At 71.2% G+C, this 18,161-nt stretch carries 13 protein-coding genes; 4 read left to right on the top strand and 9 right to left on the bottom strand.

What is annotated here, in order from left to right:
* Positions 1–374 precede the first annotated feature (374 nt).
* A complete protein-coding gene (locus tag ACQP2T_RS42695; protein WP_433510545.1) occupies positions 375–1,304 on the top strand; it encodes a hypothetical protein in 930 nt (309 codons plus the stop codon).
* On the top strand, positions 1,244–1,981 hold the full coding sequence (locus tag ACQP2T_RS42700) for a phospholipase A2 (protein WP_433510546.1): 738 nt from the start codon (positions 1,244–1,246) through the stop codon (positions 1,979–1,981). The genes ACQP2T_RS42695 and ACQP2T_RS42700 overlap by 61 nt, the downstream gene beginning before the upstream one ends.
* A gap of 165 nt (positions 1,982–2,146) precedes the next feature.
* Here ACQP2T_RS42700 and ACQP2T_RS42705 read toward each other — a convergent pair whose 3' ends face one another.
* Positions 2,147–6,997: a DUF4132 domain-containing protein gene (locus tag ACQP2T_RS42705; RefSeq protein ID WP_433510547.1), complete on the bottom strand. Its 4,851-nt coding sequence runs from the start codon at positions 6,995–6,997 to the stop codon at positions 2,147–2,149.
* 312 nt (positions 6,998–7,309) lie between these two features.
* On the opposite strand from ACQP2T_RS42705, the gene ACQP2T_RS42710 reads away from it, so the two are divergent.
* Positions 7,310–8,698 (top strand): cytochrome P450, encoded by a 1,389-nt coding sequence (locus ACQP2T_RS42710; RefSeq protein WP_433510548.1) that lies wholly within the window; start codon positions 7,310–7,312, stop codon positions 8,696–8,698.
* A gap of 54 nt (positions 8,699–8,752) precedes the next feature.
* Here ACQP2T_RS42710 and ACQP2T_RS42715 read toward each other — a convergent pair whose 3' ends face one another.
* From ACQP2T_RS42715 to ACQP2T_RS42750, 8 genes are all read right to left on the bottom strand, one after another.
* Complete coding sequence (locus ACQP2T_RS42715) at positions 8,753–9,682, bottom strand: SPFH domain-containing protein (RefSeq protein ID WP_433510549.1); 930 nt, start codon at positions 9,680–9,682, stop codon at positions 8,753–8,755.
* Between the two features lie 90 nt (positions 9,683–9,772).
* Positions 9,773–10,228, bottom strand: a complete 456-nt coding sequence (locus ACQP2T_RS42720; protein ID WP_433510550.1) for an SRPBCC family protein — start codon at positions 10,226–10,228, stop codon at positions 9,773–9,775.
* Positions 10,229–10,355: 127 nt separating this feature from the next.
* The gene (locus ACQP2T_RS42725) at positions 10,356–11,180 is read right to left on the bottom strand and encodes a hypothetical protein (protein WP_433510551.1); all 825 of its coding nucleotides are present in this window, start codon (positions 11,178–11,180) and stop codon (positions 10,356–10,358) included.
* A 256-nt stretch (positions 11,181–11,436) separates the two neighbouring features.
* Positions 11,437–11,919, bottom strand: coding sequence for a S26 family signal peptidase (locus tag ACQP2T_RS42730; protein ID WP_433510552.1), 483 nt, complete (start codon positions 11,917–11,919; stop codon positions 11,437–11,439).
* Positions 11,916–13,769 carry an ABC transporter ATP-binding protein gene (locus ACQP2T_RS42735; RefSeq protein WP_433510553.1) on the bottom strand — a complete coding sequence of 618 codons (1,854 nt, stop codon included), beginning with the start codon at positions 13,767–13,769 and terminating at the stop codon, positions 11,916–11,918. Before ACQP2T_RS42735 ends, ACQP2T_RS42730 begins: the two co-directional genes overlap by 4 nt.
* Positions 13,766–14,368: a TlpA family protein disulfide reductase gene (locus ACQP2T_RS42740; RefSeq protein WP_433510554.1), complete on the bottom strand. Its 603-nt coding sequence runs from the start codon at positions 14,366–14,368 to the stop codon at positions 13,766–13,768. Before ACQP2T_RS42740 ends, ACQP2T_RS42735 begins: the two co-directional genes overlap by 4 nt.
* A gap of 132 nt (positions 14,369–14,500) precedes the next feature.
* Positions 14,501–14,686 carry a hypothetical protein gene (locus ACQP2T_RS42745; protein ID WP_433510555.1) on the bottom strand — a complete coding sequence of 62 codons (186 nt, stop codon included), beginning with the start codon at positions 14,684–14,686 and terminating at the stop codon, positions 14,501–14,503.
* A gap of 134 nt (positions 14,687–14,820) precedes the next feature.
* Positions 14,821–17,550 carry a BTAD domain-containing putative transcriptional regulator gene (locus ACQP2T_RS42750; protein WP_433510556.1) on the bottom strand — a complete coding sequence of 910 codons (2,730 nt, stop codon included), beginning with the start codon at positions 17,548–17,550 and terminating at the stop codon, positions 14,821–14,823.
* An 84-nt stretch (positions 17,551–17,634) separates the two neighbouring features.
* Between ACQP2T_RS42750 and ACQP2T_RS42755 the strand changes: the two genes are divergently transcribed.
* A complete protein-coding gene (locus ACQP2T_RS42755; RefSeq protein ID WP_433510557.1) occupies positions 17,635–18,156 on the top strand; it encodes a MauE/DoxX family redox-associated membrane protein in 522 nt (173 codons plus the stop codon).
* The last annotated feature ends 5 nt before the right edge of the window (positions 18,157–18,161 follow it).

An 18,161-nucleotide genomic window follows, 5' to 3' on the forward strand; every position in this document is an offset into this window, starting at 1 on the left:
CGACGACCACCGCCGCCCGCCCTGCGGCCACCGGCGCGCCCACGGACCCTGGCGGGCGACTTCAATGCCACGTTGGGCCATGCCTGCACATTTTTGAAACAGCCATCACAGCCGCCCTGAAACGTCTTTACATTACACAAAGAGAATTATCCGCGAAGGTGCCACATAATCACTATATTTCCGCCACACAGGTGCTTCTACCAGCGCTTATACATATCAGTTGACGCACAGAAACCTTTCAGAAATCGCCTTCCAAGGGTGGCTTCGTACGCGATTTGAACATCGAATTAAACATCTGTCCAGACCCTTGTTGAGCGACTTTCCATCATTTACTGTCCAGGGGATCAATTCGCTCTCTTAATGAGGAGGACCGGTTGCGTCGATTAACATTCACCGTCGCTGTCGCGGCAGTGCTACTCCCCCTGCTCTCCCCCACTGCATCCGCCGTCACCACGACCACCAATGAGGCGGACCCGGACAACGTCCAACAGGTCGGTCCGGGGCTGTACTTCACCGACACCGACACCTTCAAGATCAGCGAGACCGACGTAGCGGCCGGGGCGATCGGCCGCTCGCACGGCGTGGCCACCGGAGGCGGCGACCTGGCCCGACCGCAGTCGGCCCTGGCCTCCCGCCCCGAGATGGCGGTGTTCGGGCCCGGCTGGACGGCGGAGTTCCTCGGCGGGATGGTCGACCGGAAACTGGAGACCCAGAACGGCGCCATCGTCGTCACCGAACTCGACGGCGGCACCACCTCGCGCTACGACCTCAAGAGCAGCATCTCCTTCCCCGACGGTGGCGGCGTCCAGCGCTACGAGACCACCGACGGCTCCAAGATCACCGAAACGACCCGGTGGGACGCCGCCGCCGGAGCGATGCGCACCTCCATCACCGAGACCATCGCGATGGACAAGGGCGCCACGGAGGCCGGCGACGACACCTTCACCCAGAGCAACGCCGACCTCAGCCTCACCTACACCTGGAGCAAGATCGACGGCCTGCAGGGCACCGACACCTGGCGCGCGACCAGCACCGGCAACACCGCGTACGGCACCTCATCGGTGACCTACGATCCCCAGGGCCGCATCAGCAGCATCAAGGAACCGGCCGGCGGCGAGACCCCCGAGGAAACCTCACCATCCACTACGCCGCCACGACCACGGCCACCGGCGCCTCCTTCGGCGACTTCGCGGGCCGGCTCAAAGACATCACCCTCACCTCCGGCTCGGCCGCCCCGCAGACCGTGGCCCAGTACGGATACGACGCCAACGGTCTGCTGCGTACCGTGGCCGACCCCGGCCTGAGCAGCACCCCCGCCGCCACCTATGGCTACGACCAGCTCGGCCGCCTGAACTCCATCGACTCCCCCACCGACGGCAGCTGGCAGCTGGCCTTCGCCAACGGCACCGCCTCCCCCACCGCGACCGCCACCGGCACCGCCCAGCCGACCCCTGGCGACCCGATGCAGGGCGCGACCGGCATCAACGACCCCAACGCCACGGAGCCGTCCCCGGGCGACTTCCTGCCCGGCGACGTCTCCAACCCCCAGGCGTACCCGTCGTACTGCAACGACGCCTGGAAGTGGCTGTACTACCAGCGGGCCGGCTGTTCGTCCTGGGTCGCGCACAACGGCTGGCACAAGCCGCTGTGGAAGAAGCTCCCCAGCAAGCGTTATGTCGTCGGCATCACCTTCGACCACTGCACCAACGCCCCCGACCGGCCGACGGGCTTCGACTTCCGGCCCGCCTGCGACATGCACGACTACGGGTACGGCCTGATCGGCAACACCTACAAGCACTACAAGTACTACCTCGACAGGTACCGCAAGTCCCAGGTGGACGACGTCTTCTACAGCACGCTCAAGAACTGGACCTGCAACGCCTACTTCATCCTCGTCCGGCCCGCCTGCCGGAGATGGGCCTTCATCTACCGCCAGGGGGTTCGCCTCGGCAACCCCAAGAACGGCGCTGACAAGACCTGACCTGGAGCACACTCTGATCTGAGAAGGCCGGCCGGATGGTGTGATCGCTCGCCATCCGGCCGGCCTTCGTCGCATGACCGCCTTGATCCCTGTAACGGTCCGTCGTGGCTGAGGGCCTTGGGGATGTACCCCCTCCGGGGGAGCGAAGAAAACGGTCCGGGAACGTCACTCCAGCCGGGCCGCGGCCTCAAGTGGCTCGGACGAACGGAGGAAGCGCAGGTCTTCCATGACCAGGGCCGCATCGGTGGCGCCGCCGCGGCGGAGGGCCGGCGCCAGCGCGTCCAGGTCGGACCAGCGGGACGGGCGGAGGTAGACGCGGTAGCCGTCTCCGGCGGGCTCCAGGGTGAGGGCTTCGCCGATGGCGAGCCTGCTCTCCGGGAGGTGGGCCGCGGTCGCTCCGGCGGCTCGCTCCAGGGCGGTGACCGAGGTGACCCCGGCGGCGATGGGCAGGGCCGTGTCCGGGCCGGTGACGTGTTCGTGCAGGTCACGCAGGCGGGCGGCGGCGGTCGTACGGGCGGGGTGGTCCTTGGGCAGGCGGTCGGCCAGGAGCCTCGCGGCGCGGGCGATGTGACCCAGCGGAGGCACGGACGCACGCTCGCCGAGCAGGGCGATCAGCGCCTCCAGGGCGTCCTCGGCGCCGGAGGCGAGGATGACCCACTGTTTGGTGGTGAGCGGGGTGAGCCTCGGGTGGCGTTCCGTCCAGTACGCGACCGCCCGGTCCAGGTCGGGGCCCGTACGCCAGAGGTCGGCGGGGTCGTCGGGCATGAGCAGCTCGACGACTTCGACGGCCTCGTCGGCGGTGGTGAGCGCCTCCAGGGAGAGCGCGGCGATGCGCAGTTCGATCTCGGTGAGGTCGAGTTCGCGGGCGCGGGCGCGGTCGCCCTTGCGGAAGGCGGCGACGCGGCCCCGTGCCCAGCCGTCCGGCCAGGAGAGCGTGCGGGCCGAGGTGGAGAGCAAGATCAGGCACTGGGCCGGTGACAGGCCGGTGGCCTCGGCGAACGCCCGTACGGTCGCCTCCCGGTCCACGGGCGGCGGGCCGTTCTCGGTGATCAGGTCGAGGGCCCGCCGGAGCCGGTCCTGGTCACCCCAGCCGCGGCAGGTCCGCAGCTCGACGGCGCGGTTGCGGGTGAACAGGAGCGGGTCGGGGCCGTCCGGGGTGTAGAGGAGTGCCGTGACCGCGTACCCGTGCCCCACCTGCTCGTAGTCGGCGACGGCGGCGGCCGCGATGGGGCCGAGGCCCGAGCGGATCCGCCCGAGTTCGTACTCCGGGCGCAGCCGGGCGACGTGCCAGGTGCCGTCGGTTCGGAGGAGTTCGGGGACGGCGGTCAGTTCCAGAAGCTGCGCGCGCCCGCCGCCGTTGCCCCACGCGGCCTTCAGGACGGCGGCGCCGAGGCGGCCCAGAGTGTTCTCGACCCCCTTGGTGGCGGAGGCGTTGAATGTCGCGATCGTCGTGTCGTACGGCACATCGACGGCGGCACGGGTGAAGTGGACGATCCTCTCGTACGCGGACTCAGGTCCCGGATCGTCCGGCTCGGGGGACTTCTCGGACCGGACGGCGGGCGCCGCGGCGGCGGGCGCCGAGCGCAGGTGGGGCGGCGGGGTCAGCGCCAGGCGTTCCAGCAGGGCGAACGCGCGCTCGCGGCATTCGACGGCCGTCCACACCAGGGACGTGACGCCCTTCCGGAGCGACTCGTCGGTGATCTCCGGCAGGAGCGGGCGGAGCCGTCCCGCCAGCTCGTCGCGGACGGCGACCTGCTCCTGGTACCGGCTCTCGGGGTCCAGCACCCGCATGAGGTCGGCGGCGAGCGCGGCGTCCGCGACGTCGATCAGGGCCTGCGCCTGCTTCTCGTCGACGGCGCGCAGCGCCCTGGATCCTTCGGGGTCGCGCGGCCGCATCGCCGACCACCGGCCGGGCGGCGCGACCAGGCGAGTCCCGGACGCGTAGCGGTGGTGCTCGACCGTGCTGATGTTCTCGGCGCCGTCGTGCTCGGGCACCCTGCCCCAGCCGCGGACGTAGCGGCCGATGGTCCGCCCGGCCGGGTCCCGCAGCTCGATGATCCGCCCCTGGCCGCGCCACACGGTGGCCTCGGCGCCACCGGGGAAGACGACTCGTTCGCCGTCGGCCGGTACGACGCGGCGGGCGGCGGGGTGCGCGCTGCCGTGCGGGCAGTGCGGGCCGCCGTGGTCAAGTACGGTCACCCGGCCGTTCACGGCGATCAGGCAGCGGTCGTAGAGGTCGCGCGCCTCGGCCCGTTCGTGGGACCGGCTGGAGATGACCTCGTACGTTCCGAAGCCGTGGCCCGGACCGACTCCATCCGGTGTGACGACGGAGGCGCGGAACTTGTGCTCCCAGAGCCGGCCGGACTGGATCAGAAGCAGGTCTGTGCCGCTCTCTTCCAGGTAGTTGGTGATGGTTCTGACGTGGCCGGGGACGAAGGCGGGCAGCTCCAGTTCGTCGAGGACGCCGCCGCTCAGCGTGGCGGCGAGCGCCCGGGCCGGATCTGTCCCAGTCGCGATCGTCCGGACGCTGTCCAGGAGAGGGCCGGGGACCCCGGCGATGGTGAACCGTTCGGCGTCGCACAGGGCGGCGTGCGCGTCCGGAAGCCCTTGATGGAGAATCCGCCCGGCATGCTCGGCCAGGATGGCAGCGACGATCCGCGCCGTTCCCGGCGTCGCGGTCAGGGCCCGTACGGTCTCGGGGGCGGTCTGCTTCGGGACGGCGGGCTCGGTGACGTTCAGCTGGTTGGTCACGTTGCCCACGATCGCGTCGCGCAGCAGCGGAGCCCAGTCCGGGTCGGCGGCGACGGCGGCCAGGTCCGTGCCCGCTCCGGAGGCGAGCCGGTCGTACAGCTTGAACGTGTGCAGCAACCGGGGTCGCGCGAGCGGGACGCCGCGGTCAAGGAGAAGATCGAGGAGGGGGAGGTCGGCGGCGGTCTCCTCCCAGCGGTTGACCTCGTCCTCGTCCACTCCCAGCACCGCCTCGTGGCCGTCGCAGGTGAGGCCCTCCGCGCGCAGCCGCGTACCGGCGTCGTGCAGGAGGTCGCCGAGACCGGCGACGGGGAGCGCGAGCCCCGCGTACCGCTTCAGGAAGCGGCCGAGCCAGTCCGCCACCGCCAACCCAGGGGACGTGCTGAACGGGGCGGTCAGGCCCGCGCCCGCGAGGTTACCGAGCAGGAGAGACACTGCCGCGCTCTTGGCCTTGGGGGTGTCCCCGACGGGCAACGGCAGGACGCCGAGGAGCGCGCGGCCGATGCCCGCGTCCGCCCGTGCCATCGGGCCGAGCAACGGAAGGATGAACTTCCAGAGGGCCTGCGGAGCCGACTCCATGCAGCCGCTCTCCAGCAGGGCCCGTACGGCGCGTTCGTCCTCGGGCCCGCCGAGCGCGTGCCCGGCGGCCTTCGCCAGGGCCGCCCAGCCGTCGGCCAGGGCCAGCGCGCCGTCCGCGCCGTCCGGGACTTCCTCGCACCACTCGATGAGCAGGCGGCGGTGCCAGAGGTACGCGCCGGGGGCGGGATGGCGGGCGGCGAGCCGCTTGCCGTGCTTCTTGAGTGTGGCCGTTCCGGCGGCGTCCGGTCCCGCGGCGAGGTGCGCCGCGACGAGCGCGGCCTCGTCGACCAGCAGCGCGTGCGCGCCCTCGGCGGCGCGGGCCTTCTCGAAGAAGGCGGCGGCGAAGCGGGCGCTGCCCGCGGCGGCCATGATCCGCGCGCACTCCTCGTAGAACGGCGGCAGCAGCTCGGGCGCGTGCGTCTCCAGGTCGTCGCCGGTACGGGTGAGCGCGGTGCGCGCGAGGCCGGGCTTGCGGGCGGCCAGACCGTGAACGGCCCGCAGGTCGGTGTGCGCGGCCAGGATGCGGGCGCGGTGCGCCGGGTAGCGGTGCAGGGCGGAGGCGAGGAAGCCGAGCGGGCCCGCGTGCACGGTGCCGACGCCGGTCTTCGCCACCGGGTCCAGGTCGTACAGCGACTTCTCGGCCTTGTCGCCGTCGACGGCCGCGCGCCGGACGAGTGCGACGACCGGCTCGTCCAGGACGGAGTGCTCGTAGCGGACGGCGACGCACATGTCCTCGTCGGAGCCGGCGGGCGGGCCCGGCAGCACCGCCCCGGCGCGCAGCAGCACCTCGCGGGTCGGGGCGGCGATGCCGGAGGGCACCACGGTGCCGGGCTCGCCTTGGTGGGCGTCGCAGTAGCGGGAGTACGCGTCGGCTGCCTCCACCACCGGCTCCGTCTCCTCCACGGTGCGGTCCGCGTACAGAGCCATGAGAATGCGGATGCCCTCGGACCAGGCGATGTCGCCGATCTCCCGGCCACCCGCGGCGAAGCTCAGCCCGTCCATGTAGGCCGGGCTCATCGGCCCGTTCCAGTGCAGGTCGATCTCGATGCCGAGCGGCTCGGGCGCGTGCACGGTGAACCGCGCCCTGTTTCCCCTGACGCGCCCGCCCAACTCGTGTACGCGGCGCTCGAACACGCCGCCGCTGTCGTACCAGGCATACATGTAACCAAAAGTGTTGACCATGCCGAACGCACGGTCCATGCTCGCGGGACGCGTCCACACCTCACGGCGTAACTGCTCGACGACCTGCGTGAGGTTCCGTCCCCGCCAGATGGGCAGCTCGTCTCCGAGCAGCAGCGGGTGCGGGATCGCGAAGGCGTTCGCGCCCGTCCACGCGCCCTCGCGCAGGAGCGCACAGCGGGCGAGGTCGGGCGTGCCGTCGACGATCGGGGCGATGACCAGGTCGGTGAGCGTCTCGCGCCACACCGGGTCGTCCCACACGGCCGCGAACACCGCGGCCGGGACGGGCAGCGACCGTACCATCCAGGACTCGACCCGGTCGTGCACCGCCCGCGCGTGCTCGCCGAGCCGGTCGCGGAGGGCGGCGAGGCGTACCGCGATCGGATCCTTCCTGACGTTGGCGGGCACCTTGGCCAGCACGCGGCCCGCGGCCGTCCGGCAGGCGAGCACCGGCCGCCGCGTCCCCTCGACGGTGAGCTCGTGGCCCGTCGCGATCCCGATCCATCTCATGGCGCCATTCTTGATCATCCCTACGACATTCCGCTGTTGATCTCCCGGAGCAGCTGTTCGTCGCCGAGATGGCCGATCGGCCGATTCTCGTATTGACCGGGCAGAAAACGTGATTCATAGTCACGTTATCCCGCTCGATCAGGAAGGATGGTGACACAGAGCCGTGCGACTGTTACGCCATATGGCTGCCCGCCTCGTCGGCAAGGTTCGCGTCAGCGGTCGATACATCTACTGGCCGTACCACCACGGTAAGTAAGTAAGCCCAGCCAGTTGGACACAGCACGCCCACCGGGGCCTCGCGGTCACTGGCTGATGGGCAATGCGGTCGATTACGACAAGGACCGCATCTCTTTTCTCCGTCGCCATCATCGTGAGTACGGCGACGTGTTCTCCTTCGACGACCGGGTCGTCTTCACCATCGACCCGCGGCTCACCCACCAGGTCCTGACCGCCACCAACCGCGACTACGTCACGGAGTTGGCACCGTTCGCGGGCTCGTCGGCGCTGCTCGGCGCCGGCGAGATGATCGACCCGTGGATGGGAGCGCGCCGCGTGGTGCGCCCCGCTCTCGCCGATGACGCGGTGGCGGGCATGGACGGCCGGATCGTCGCGATCCTGGACGCCGTGCTCGACGCGACGGCGGGCCGGCCTGTCGACGTGCTGCCGGTGATGCTCGACTTCGCCGGGCAGGTGGTGGCCGATCTGTGCTTCGGCGAGGACGCGGCGGGCATCCCCGAGTTGCTCGCGGCCAACCACGCGGCGTTGCTCCCGTTCGAGAACGCCGGCTTCCAGCTTCCCGCGTGGGTGCCGTCGCCGCGCAATCGCCGGTTCTTCCGCGTCCACCGCCGCACGGTCGAGACGCTGACCCGGTTGGTCGCCGCCAGACGCGCCGAGCCCGCCCGGCGACGGCATCGGGATCTGCTCGACGTCCTGCTCGGAACCCCGTACGACCCCCGTCCGGCAACGACCGAGGACCCGGCCGGCCCCGGGAGTTCGACGGTGAGCGACAAGTCGGTGGTGACCACCCTGTGGAGCATCCTGATCGGTGGGCACGGCGTGCCTGCTGCGGCGTTGACGTCCATGGTCCGCGAGCTCGCGATCCGCCCACGTCTGGCCGCCGCCCTCGCGGCAGAGGCCGGCGCGTCGGTGGGAGCCGAATGCCCGGCGGACCGTCTTCCACCGGCCGGGGCTGAAGGTCTACACGCCCGCCGTCCGCTGACCGAGGCCGGATACCCGCACGCCCGTCTTCCGCTGGCCGAGGCGGTGGTCAAAGAGGCTCTCCGGCTGACTCCCCCGGCGTGGATGATGACCCGGGTCGCGCGCACCGACGTCGCGCTCGGCGAGTGGCGGTTGGGGCCGGGAGACGAGGTGTTGATCACCCCGTACCTGATCCATCGCGACCCTCGCTGGTGGTCTCACCCGGACGAGTTCGACCCGTCTCGATGGGACACCGTCCGCCCGGCCCCCGGGACCTACATACCGTTCGGCTCCGGGCCTCGCTACTGTCCCGGCTCGGCGGCGGCGATGCGTCAGCTCACCCTCGCCACGTCCCGGATCGCCCAGCGCTTCCACGTACACGCGCCGAACGCGGACGCCGCGGAACCCGAGTTCTGCGGACGCCTCGCGCCGTCGGGCCTGCGCGCGGCGTTTCTCCCGGTCGACCTGCGCGCCGACTTCCGCCCGACCGGCCTTGGGTCTTGACGGGTACCGCTCGAATGCCTGCGTCCTGGTCTATGCGTCTATGTGTCTATGCATCTATGTGGCGCGTGAGGCCCCGTTCTTCGCGGCGGAGCGTTCGAAGGAGGGCGGAGTCAGCTCGGGCGTGGCCGAGTCAGTCACGGCCTGCTGCTCCGGCGAATCAGCGGCGTCCACAGCCCGCTGCTCCTCGGCCTGCGCCGCCACCGAGCCCGCGGCGTCCACAGCCGGCCCGCTTCTCGCGGAGCGCTCGAAGAAGCGCAGCAGCTCCACGGGTAGCGGCATGACCAGCGTGGAGGTCTTCTCGGCCGCCACCTCAACCACGGTCTGCAGCAGCCGTAGCTGAAGCGCGCCGGGCGCCTCGGTCATGATGGCCGCGGCGTCGGAGAGCTTCCGCGCGGCCTGGAACTCTCCGTCCGCGGTGATCACCCGCGCCCTGCGTTCCCGCTCGGCCTCGGCCTGGCGGGCGATGGATCGCTTCATGCCCTCGGGCAGATGGACATCCTTGATCTCCACGCGGTCGATGTGGATGCCCCAGCCGAGCGCCGGGCTGTCGATCATCAGCGCGAGGCCCTTGTTCAGCTGCTCGCGGTTGGACAGCAGGTCGTCCAGATCGCTCTTGCCGATGATCGAGCGCAGTGAGGTCTGCGCCACCTGCTCGATCGCGAACAGATAGTCCTGCACCGCGATGGCCGCCCGCAGCGGCTCCACCACGCGGAAATAGGCGACGGCGTCGACCTGAACGGAGACGTTGTCACGGGTGATGCCCTCCTGCGTGGGCACCGGCATCGTGACAATCTGTACGTTCACCTTCTTCATCCGATCCGCGACCGGAATGAGGAAGGTGATCCCTGGCGGGCGGACCTCCCGCTGAGCCCTGCCGAAGCGGAAGACCACACCGCGCTCCACCTGGTTGACGACCCTGATGGAACTGACGGCCACCCAGACCGTCAGCAGGACGATCAGCCCGAGCACGATATTGATGATCATGGCGTGCCCCTTCCAGCTCAAGGCTAGATCCGGGGACGCACCTGTCAGGCAAGGAGGGCGTCAAGTCCTGGTCAACGGCACGAACAAAGCTCAGACCCGGCCCGCCTGCGCGTCGGCATGGAGCAGATCGGCCAGGCGACGGATGTCGGCACGGATCGCCCGCCGCAGCAGCCACCCCAGCACCGGCTCCAGCAGCCTCTCAGAGGCGGCGCGCGGAGTGACGCGTACGTGGAAGGCGAAGCGGCACCGGTCCGCGCCGAGCGGCACGACGCTCCTGCCCCCTTCGGCGTCGATCCCCGAGGTGGTGTGCCAGTCGAACGAGCGCCCCGGCTCGACTCCGGTGACCTCCCCACCGTTGCGGTAGGTCCGGCCCGCGAACCGCATCACCTCCGCGGTGGTCGTGCCCACCCGGACGATCCCGTCAGGGCGCGGAGCCATCGTTTCGACGCCCTTGCGCCAGCGCGGGTCCTGCCCGTAGTCGGCGACGACCGCCCACACGGCCGCGGCCGGGCAGGAGATCTCGCCGTGCTCACGCACTTCGATCACTGGGTGATGATACGGCCGCGGCGGAACCCGAGTTCGGCGGGTCCGCAGGCCGAGCTTGGGTTCCGCCCGAGGGCCCGAGGAGGGTGACGGCGCGCAGTCGTCGCTCTCCTCGGGCGTCATCGATGGCTCAGCTGGGCGGGATCATTCCGTTCTTGGAGACCGGCACGGCCAGTTGCAGAGCGCCGGTCAGTGTGGCGTTCTCGGCCGGCAGGTTCCCCAGCACCGGGTTGAGGTGCTTCAGGGTCAGCGACACCGGCGTGATGGCCGAGGCGGTGATGTCGAACTTCTCCAGGTCGACCCACCGCACGATGTTCATGATGTCGCCCGGGATGTCGTCACCGGCCTTCTGCACCGGCACGCAGAGCTGGCGGGCGGCGCCGACCCGGGCGTCCGAGGTCGGGATCTGGCTGGTCAGCACCGGGTTGAGCTGGGTGAGGGTAAGGCCGACGTTCATGAGCGGGTTCGGGGTGTGGGCGTAGCACAGCAGGTCGATGTGGGAGATGAGCCGCACGACGTCCGGGGCGGGCACCACGCCGTTCTTGGAGACCGGGACGCACAGATGCTCGGGCACGTTCAGGACGACCCCGATGCCCGGTACGTTCGCCAGCACCGGGTTGAGATGGCGCAGCGCCAGGCTCCGGTTGATCGAGGGGCCGGTGACCCGGTAACACGACAGGTCGACGAACCTGACGAAATCGAGGACGCCCGGCGGCGGGATCACATTGTTCTTGGCTACCGGAACGCACAGTTGCTCGCGCTGTCCGAGCGTGACCTGGACGGGCGGCAGATTGGCGAGCACGGGGTTGAGGTGCCGCAGATTCAGGGTGGTGGCCGGCGGCTGGTACGGGGTGGTCTTGAAGCATTCCAGGTCGAGGTTCGACACGAATGCATTCGGCGTCGGCAGGGCCAGGGCCTGCGCGGGCGGCGCGACGAGGAAGGCCACGACGAACATGGCGATTCCAGCGGAGAAGAGACGTCGCACGAGGTTTTTCGCGCGGCGTTGTGGTGCGACCGTTCCGTCCATAAATAGCACTCCATTCTGGTAGACGGTGCCTTGACTGTGCGCCCGCGCGACCGGCCCAACAAGGCCGGTGACCGCTTTTTGCCATAATGGAGAAACGACCGGGGCCGATGAAAAGACTGGCCCATTTTCGGCCAGAAATATCCGGCCTATTCTTCGCGTATTCAATAGCGAATCGGCGAAGCGGCTAGCCGACCTTGCGGAGCACCACGCCGAGCAAGCGGTCCGTCGTCAGATATCCGGCGCGGCGGGAGTCGTACGAACGGTCCGCGTTGTCCCCCAGCACGACCAGGTGGCCGGCGGGCACATGGGTGCCCGGCGCGGTCCGCAGCGCGGGCACCGTGTCCCTCGGTATCGGGTCACCCGGGACGGCCGCGACGCGCTTGACGATCCAGCCCGTGCCCGCCTCGTCCGCGAGCGACCCTCCCACCGCGCCGGCGCGAGACCCTCTCGCCGCTCCCGGGCGCGACCCTTTCGCCACGCCCGCGAGCACCACGATCTGCCCGGTACGCAGTGAACGGGGTGATGTCCGCCGGACGACCAGGCGCTCGCCCGGCCGATACGTCGGCAGCATGCTCTCCCCATGAACGGTCACCACCACATACCGCCTGCGCAGCCACAGGACGATGACGAGCGCCACCACGGCGACGCCGATGAGCGCGCCGATCAACGCGCCGCTCCCGTCGGGTGAACCTCGTCCCGGTAACCGGTGGCCTGCCGGGTGAACAGCCGCGCGTACGTCCCCCCGTCCGCCAGCAGGGCGGTATGCGTGCCCTCCTCGGTGACCACGCCGTCGGCCAGCACCACGATCAGGTCGGCGTCGCGCACCGCGCCGAGGCGATGGGAGATCACCACGCTGGTGCGCCCGGCCCGCAGGCCGGCGAGCTGACTGTGCACCTCGTACTCGGCCTCGGGATCCAGCCCGGCGCTGGGCTCGTCGAGGATCATCAGGTCGCGGTCGCGGCGCAGGAACGCCCGCGCCAGCGCCACCCGCTGCCACTGCCCGCCCGACAGCAGCACGCCCGCCTCCTCCTCGCCTTCCTCCTCCGGGGTGAATTGGCGGCTCAGGAGCGTGCGATAGCCGTGCGGCAGCGCCGCGACGGTGTCGTGGACGCCGGCGTCCCGTGCCGCTCGTTCGACGCGCGTCCGGTCCTCGGTGGCGGCCGGGTCGCCCAGCGCGATGTTGTCGGTCGCCGTCATCTCGTAGGCCACGAAGTCCTGGAAGACCGCGCCGACCCGGGCGCGCAGCGTCTCCGGCGCCACGTCGCGGAGGTCCACGCCGTCCCACAGGATCGCGCCGCGCGTCGGGTCGTAGAAGCGGCACAGCAATTTCACCAGCGTGCTCTTGCCGCCGCCGTTACGGCCGACGAGCGCGACCGTCCGGCCGTACGGGATGAACAGGTTGACGCCGCGTAGGACCCACGGATGGTCGTCGCTGTACCTGAACCAGACGTCCCGCAGTTCGATGCCCCGGCGCAGCGGCGCGAGCGGCCTGGGCTCGCCCGGCACCGGCAGGTCGGGGCCGGCGGTCACGATCGTGACGTGGTGGTGGAAGGTCAACAGCTGTTCGTAGGCCATCACGCCGGCCGACACCATGACGTTCAGCGCGGCCTGCACACCGGCGACGGCCGCCACGAACATCGACACGTCGCCCACACTGAGCTGCCCGCGACCCGCCGCGAGGATGGTCCAGACGAGTCCCACGCCGGCCACGGCCGCCGACGTGCCCGACAGGCTCGCCTGTACGAGGAACTCCCGCCGGTCCATCCGCCGGCGGGCCACGTTGGCGGTCCGCAGCTCGGCCAGCATGCGCAGGCGCAGGAACGCGCCGAGGTCGAACAGGCGGATCTCCTTGGCGGCGTCCGCGGTCGACATCAGGTGCGCGTAGAACAGCTCCCGCCGCTCGGCCGGCCCGATCCGCCACATCATCGCGACCCGCTGTCGCGACAGCCGCAGCTCGATCAGCAGAGCCGGTACGGCCGACAGCAGGACCAGGACGGTGAACGCGGGACTGATAAGCGCCAGAGAGCCGACGAACCCGACGACGGTCACCGTGCCGCGCGCGGCGGAGCACGCGGTGTCCACCAGCCGGCCCGGGTTGCTCGCACTCTGCTGGGCCAGGCGCAGCCGGTCGAGGAAGGCGGGGCTCTCGAACGGGGCCAGTCCCGTGAAGCGGGTCACCGCCGCGAACAGCTCGTCCTTGGCGCGCTGTGCCGCCCGGCGGTCCACCTCGGCCCGCAGGTAGTGCGCGGCGTGCGTCACCGCCACTGCGGCCGTCGTCACGACGGCGATCGTCACCGCCAGGCCGAGCAGCATGGTGGTCCGGCGGTCCGCCAGGCCGTCCAGTACGGCCTTCGTCAGCCAGGCCAGGGCGATCGGGGCGACCGCGCCCACGAGCGTGACCGCCAGATATCCGAGTACGTGGGCCGGCGCCGACCGCCACACCATCCCGGCGGCGCGCAGCCCGCATCCCGCCAGGACCCGGGGCGCCGGCGCCGTCCCCGGCCGGCGATCGCTCACGCCGGCTGCTCTTCGGCCTGCCGCTCCGACGAACCAGCGGTGGCCACGGCCGGCGAACCGGCCGTCAACCGAGAGATGCGGGGCGCCCTCGCGAGCAGCTTGCCGCCCTCGGCCACCTGGAAGAAGGTCGGGAACGACTGAACCCGGAACGCGTTGGCGACCCGCGAGGGCGCCTCCTCCACGATCACCTGGGCGACGGGCGACAGCTTGGTGACCAGGGGCGCGGGATCACCCGAGCGCCCGTCGACCACCGCGAGCACCCGCGACCGGTCCTGCCCCGCAGCCCAGGAGGCCACCTCGGGAAGCTGCTCATGGCAGCCTTGGCAGTCCGGCGACATGAACGCGACGACCGTCCCCTCGGGCAGGAGGTCACGTGTCACGCGGGCGCCGTCCACGGTCGTCGCGTCGAAGTCACCGACGACCTCTCCGACGGGCAGACCGGAGTCCGCTCCGGCCAGGACGCCCGTGCCGACGGCTTCGTACAGCGCGTCGATCAGCTTCGTCTGCTCCCGGAGCCGCCGGATGACGCCGAGGGTCAGCAGCAGGTCCAGCAGACACAGGGCGCCGACGAGAACCACGATGGCGATCAGGTAAGGCACTAGACATCTCCGTGTCGAAAGCTCATGAGGGTGTGCCCGGCCGCGGCCGACCACCGCCGGGCACCGGTCATCGCGGCGTACTCGTCACCGTGAAGGCCCGCGCGCTACGTGAGCGGGCTCGGGGACGAGTGGTTACGAGCAGTAGATGTAGCTCTTACACCCGCCACACGACACGTGACCGTTCGGGTAGTAGCAGCAGTACTTCGCGGTGAACGCGGGGAAGCTGCAGCACTCGTAGGCGCAGTCGGCAGCCCGGGCCACAGTGTGCGGCGCGACCAGCTCAAGGAGTCGGTCGGCCATTTTGGTCACGATGCTCATCGAACCTCCATATCGGCGGCGGTTCCGGCGGGCCATCGCCCGGCCGGCACGGCAGAGAACGGACGGCCCACGCCGACCGTCCCGCCGCGCCACGCAGCCTGCACCCGGGGGCTGAGCGATTTCTCAACGAATTCTTAACGCTCCTGGTCATGGGCGGCGATGCGGTCACGCACCTTGTCGGCCTGCGCGTCACCGAGGGCGTCATAGCATTCCGCCGCCCGCTTCCAGGCGTCGAGCGCGGCGGCGGTGTCGTCGGCCCGCAGGTGCGTCTCGCCCAGCCGGACCAGCGTCTCGGCGGCCGGGTGGAGGTCGTCGCAGCCACGCAGCAACTCCACCGCCCGCTCGTAGGACGCCACGGCCTGCGCGAAGTCGCCCTTGGCCTCCAGTACGACGGCGATGCTGTCCCAGGTGTGGCCCTCGCCCTGGGCGTACCCGAGCTCGGCCAGGATGCGCTGTGCCCGGCGGCAGTCGGCCAGCGCCTGGTCGTACTCGCCGAGCCGGGCCCGCAACCAGCCCGCGTTGTTCAATGCCCGCGCCTCGCCGATGGCATCGCCGGCCTGCCGGAACAGCTCCCGCGCGCGCAGCGTGTGGTCCAGTTGCCCGGCCGGTCGCACCCGGTTCAGCGAGACCGTCAAGCCCAGGTGGACGTGCGCTTCCAGGACCGGCTCGTCGAGGTCGCGATGCAGCTCGATCGCCCGCTGGAAGTGCTCGACGGCCACCAGGTCGCGGCCGAGCCTGACGTGGGCGCGCGCGACGCAGTTGTGGCACCGGGCCTGGGCCAGCCGGTCGCCGAGCCGCTCGGCGGCGTCCAACGCCACCGCCTGAACGCCCAGCACCTGCTCCCATGGGCCGCGGCGCTGCATGAACTCCGAGAACGCCCACGCCAGCTGCCACACGTGCCGGTCCAGCCCGGCCTCGGTCGCCTCTGTCAGCAACGCGGGCAACGCCACCGACTCGTCGGCGTACCAGCGCAGGGCCTCCGCCTGATCGGCGAACGGCTCCGTCACGGCACCTCGCGCCCGCGGTTCCAGGTCGAGCTTTTCGCGGTGCGGGTAGCAGACCTCGCTGGCCGCGCACGCCGAATGCAGGTAGTGGTCCAGCAGCCGCCTGGTCGTCCCCCGCCGTACCGTCCGGCTGTCGGCGGCCCGCTCCTGCTCCGACGCGTACACGCGCAGCAGGTCGTGCAGGTGCAGGCGGCCGGGCGCGCGAAGGTCGACCAGGTTGGCGCGGTCGAGCCGCGCGGCCAGCTCCCGGGTGCGGTCCACCGGCAGGGCGGCCAGACTCGCCGCCGCGGCGAGCGACGCGTGCGGCCCGGGGTGGCGACCGAGGCGCCGGAACAGCCGGATCGCGGGCTCGGGCAGGTCCCGATACGAGCGCCCGAACACTCCGCGCAGGTCGATCGCCGGGTCGCTGTGGGCGAACGGCTCCAGATCGGCGCCGGGCCGCGCGAGGTCCGCGGCGACCTCGGCCAGCGGCAGGTCGGTGTGCCGCGCCAGTTGCGCCGCGACGATCGCCAGGGCCAGCGGCAGCCGGCCGCACCGGCGAATGATCAGCGCGGCGGCCTCGGGCTCCGCCGTCAGCCTGGGCTCGCCCAGCCGCGCCGCCAGCAGGCGGTAGGCGTCGTCGTCCGGCAGGACGTCCAGGCGTAGCAGGGAGGCGCCCGAGGTGACCGCCAGGCCGGTCAGCTCGGCCCGGCTGGTGATCAGCGTCAGGCACCCCGGCGCGCCGGCCAGCAGCGGGCGTACCTGCTCGGCGCCGCGGGCGTCGTCGAGCACGACGAGGACCCGCCGGGAGGCCAGCAGGCTGCGGTAGAGCCCGATCCGGGCCTCGACGTCCGACGGGATCCGGGCTTCCGGGACCGCGAGCGCGCCGAGGAAGCGGGGCAGGACCACGGCCGCGTCGGCCGGGTCGACCGTGCTGAGGTCGGCGTACAGCTGCCCGTCCGGGAAGCGGTCGCGATTGAGGTGCGCCCAGCGCAGCGCGAGCGAGGACTTGCCCACTCCGGGCGGTCCCGAGATCGCGCAGACCGCCGCGCTCGCCGGCCGGTCGCCGGTCGCGGCCTCGGCCAGCCGGTCCAGCTCCGCCGCCCGTCCGACGAAGCCTCTCAGGTCGACCGGCAGCTGGGCCGGGACCACGTGCGTGGTCTCGGCCACGTCACCGGAGCGCAGCAGCATCCGGTGGACGCGCCGTAATGCCGTACCGGGCTCGACGCCCAGCTCGTCGGCGAGCGTCCGGCGTACCCGGGCGAAGTGCGCCAGTGCCTCGGCGGTCCGCCCCCACGTGTGCAGCGCCTCGATCAGCGCGGCCGCCAGCAGTTCGTCCAGCGGGTGTTCGTCGGCCAGCGGCGTCAGCGCCGCCACGGCGGCCGCGGCGTCGCGGCCGGTCACCGTGCGCGCCCACCGCAGCATGGTCGCCTTGCGCTCGTCACCCAGACGGTGACGGGCGCGCTCGGCCCATTCGCCGGGCAGCCCGGTCAGCGGGTCTCCGCGCCACAGCGCCAGAGCCTCTCCCAGCAACGGCGCCGGGTCCGGCTCGGCCATCGCCTGGTAGGCGAGGCTCCGGAAGCGCGACACATCCACCGCGGACTCGTCCACGTCGAGCAGATAGCCGCCGGTCCGCTGGACGACGGCGCCATCGCCGGCCAGTACGTCGCGGCGGATGCGGGTGATGACGGTATACAGGGTGCGCCTGGCGCCGGGCGGAACCTGCTCGCCCCAGACCCGGGCGAGGAGCGTCTCGACGGACACGACCCGGCCGACCTCCCACGCGAGCGCGGCCAGGGCGAGCGCGACCTGCGGTGGCCGTACGGGGCGGGTCTGGCCCGAACGCTCCACCTCGACGGGTCCGAGCAACCGAATCAGCACGACGGTCTACTCCCTGCTCGTGGATCTTCGAGCGAAACGCGGCCCCTCTTGCTGGATCCGCTCGCCCGTGGCTACCTTGTGATCATGCAGTACGTCGACGTGGCGAGCAGACTGCTGCTGCTCACGATGTTCACACTCGCGCTGGTGGGCAAGGTCTCCAGCCGCCGGGCCTGGGACGAGTTCGTCGTGTCGGTCGGCGCGATGGGGCTGGTCGGCGCCGTGAAGGTCCCGGCGGCGGTCGCCACGGTGGTGGCCGAGGGCGGGGTCATCGTGCTGGCCGCGATTCCCCTTCGCTGGGCAGGATCGGCGTCGTTCGTCCTCGCGGCCGGGCTGCTCGCGTGTCTGGCCGTCGCCGTGGCGCTGGTCGTCCGGAGGGGCAACAAGGTGGCCTGCCGCTGCTTCGGCCCCACCCAGACGCCCTTGGGCGTGGAACACGTGGTGCGCAACGTCGTGCTCGTCGTGATCGCTCTGCTCGGGCTGGCGGGGTCGCTGGTGAGCGGTTCCTTCGACCCGGCGCTCAGCGTGGTGGTCGGCGTCTTCGGCGCTGTCCTGGGCCTGCTGTTCTCCCGATGGGACGATCTCGTCTCGTTGCTGGCGCCGTCGTGATCAGT

Source organism: Nonomuraea sp. CA-143628 (genome assembly GCF_050942315.1).
Taxonomy (GTDB): Bacteria; Actinomycetota; Actinomycetes; order Streptosporangiales; family Streptosporangiaceae; genus Nonomuraea.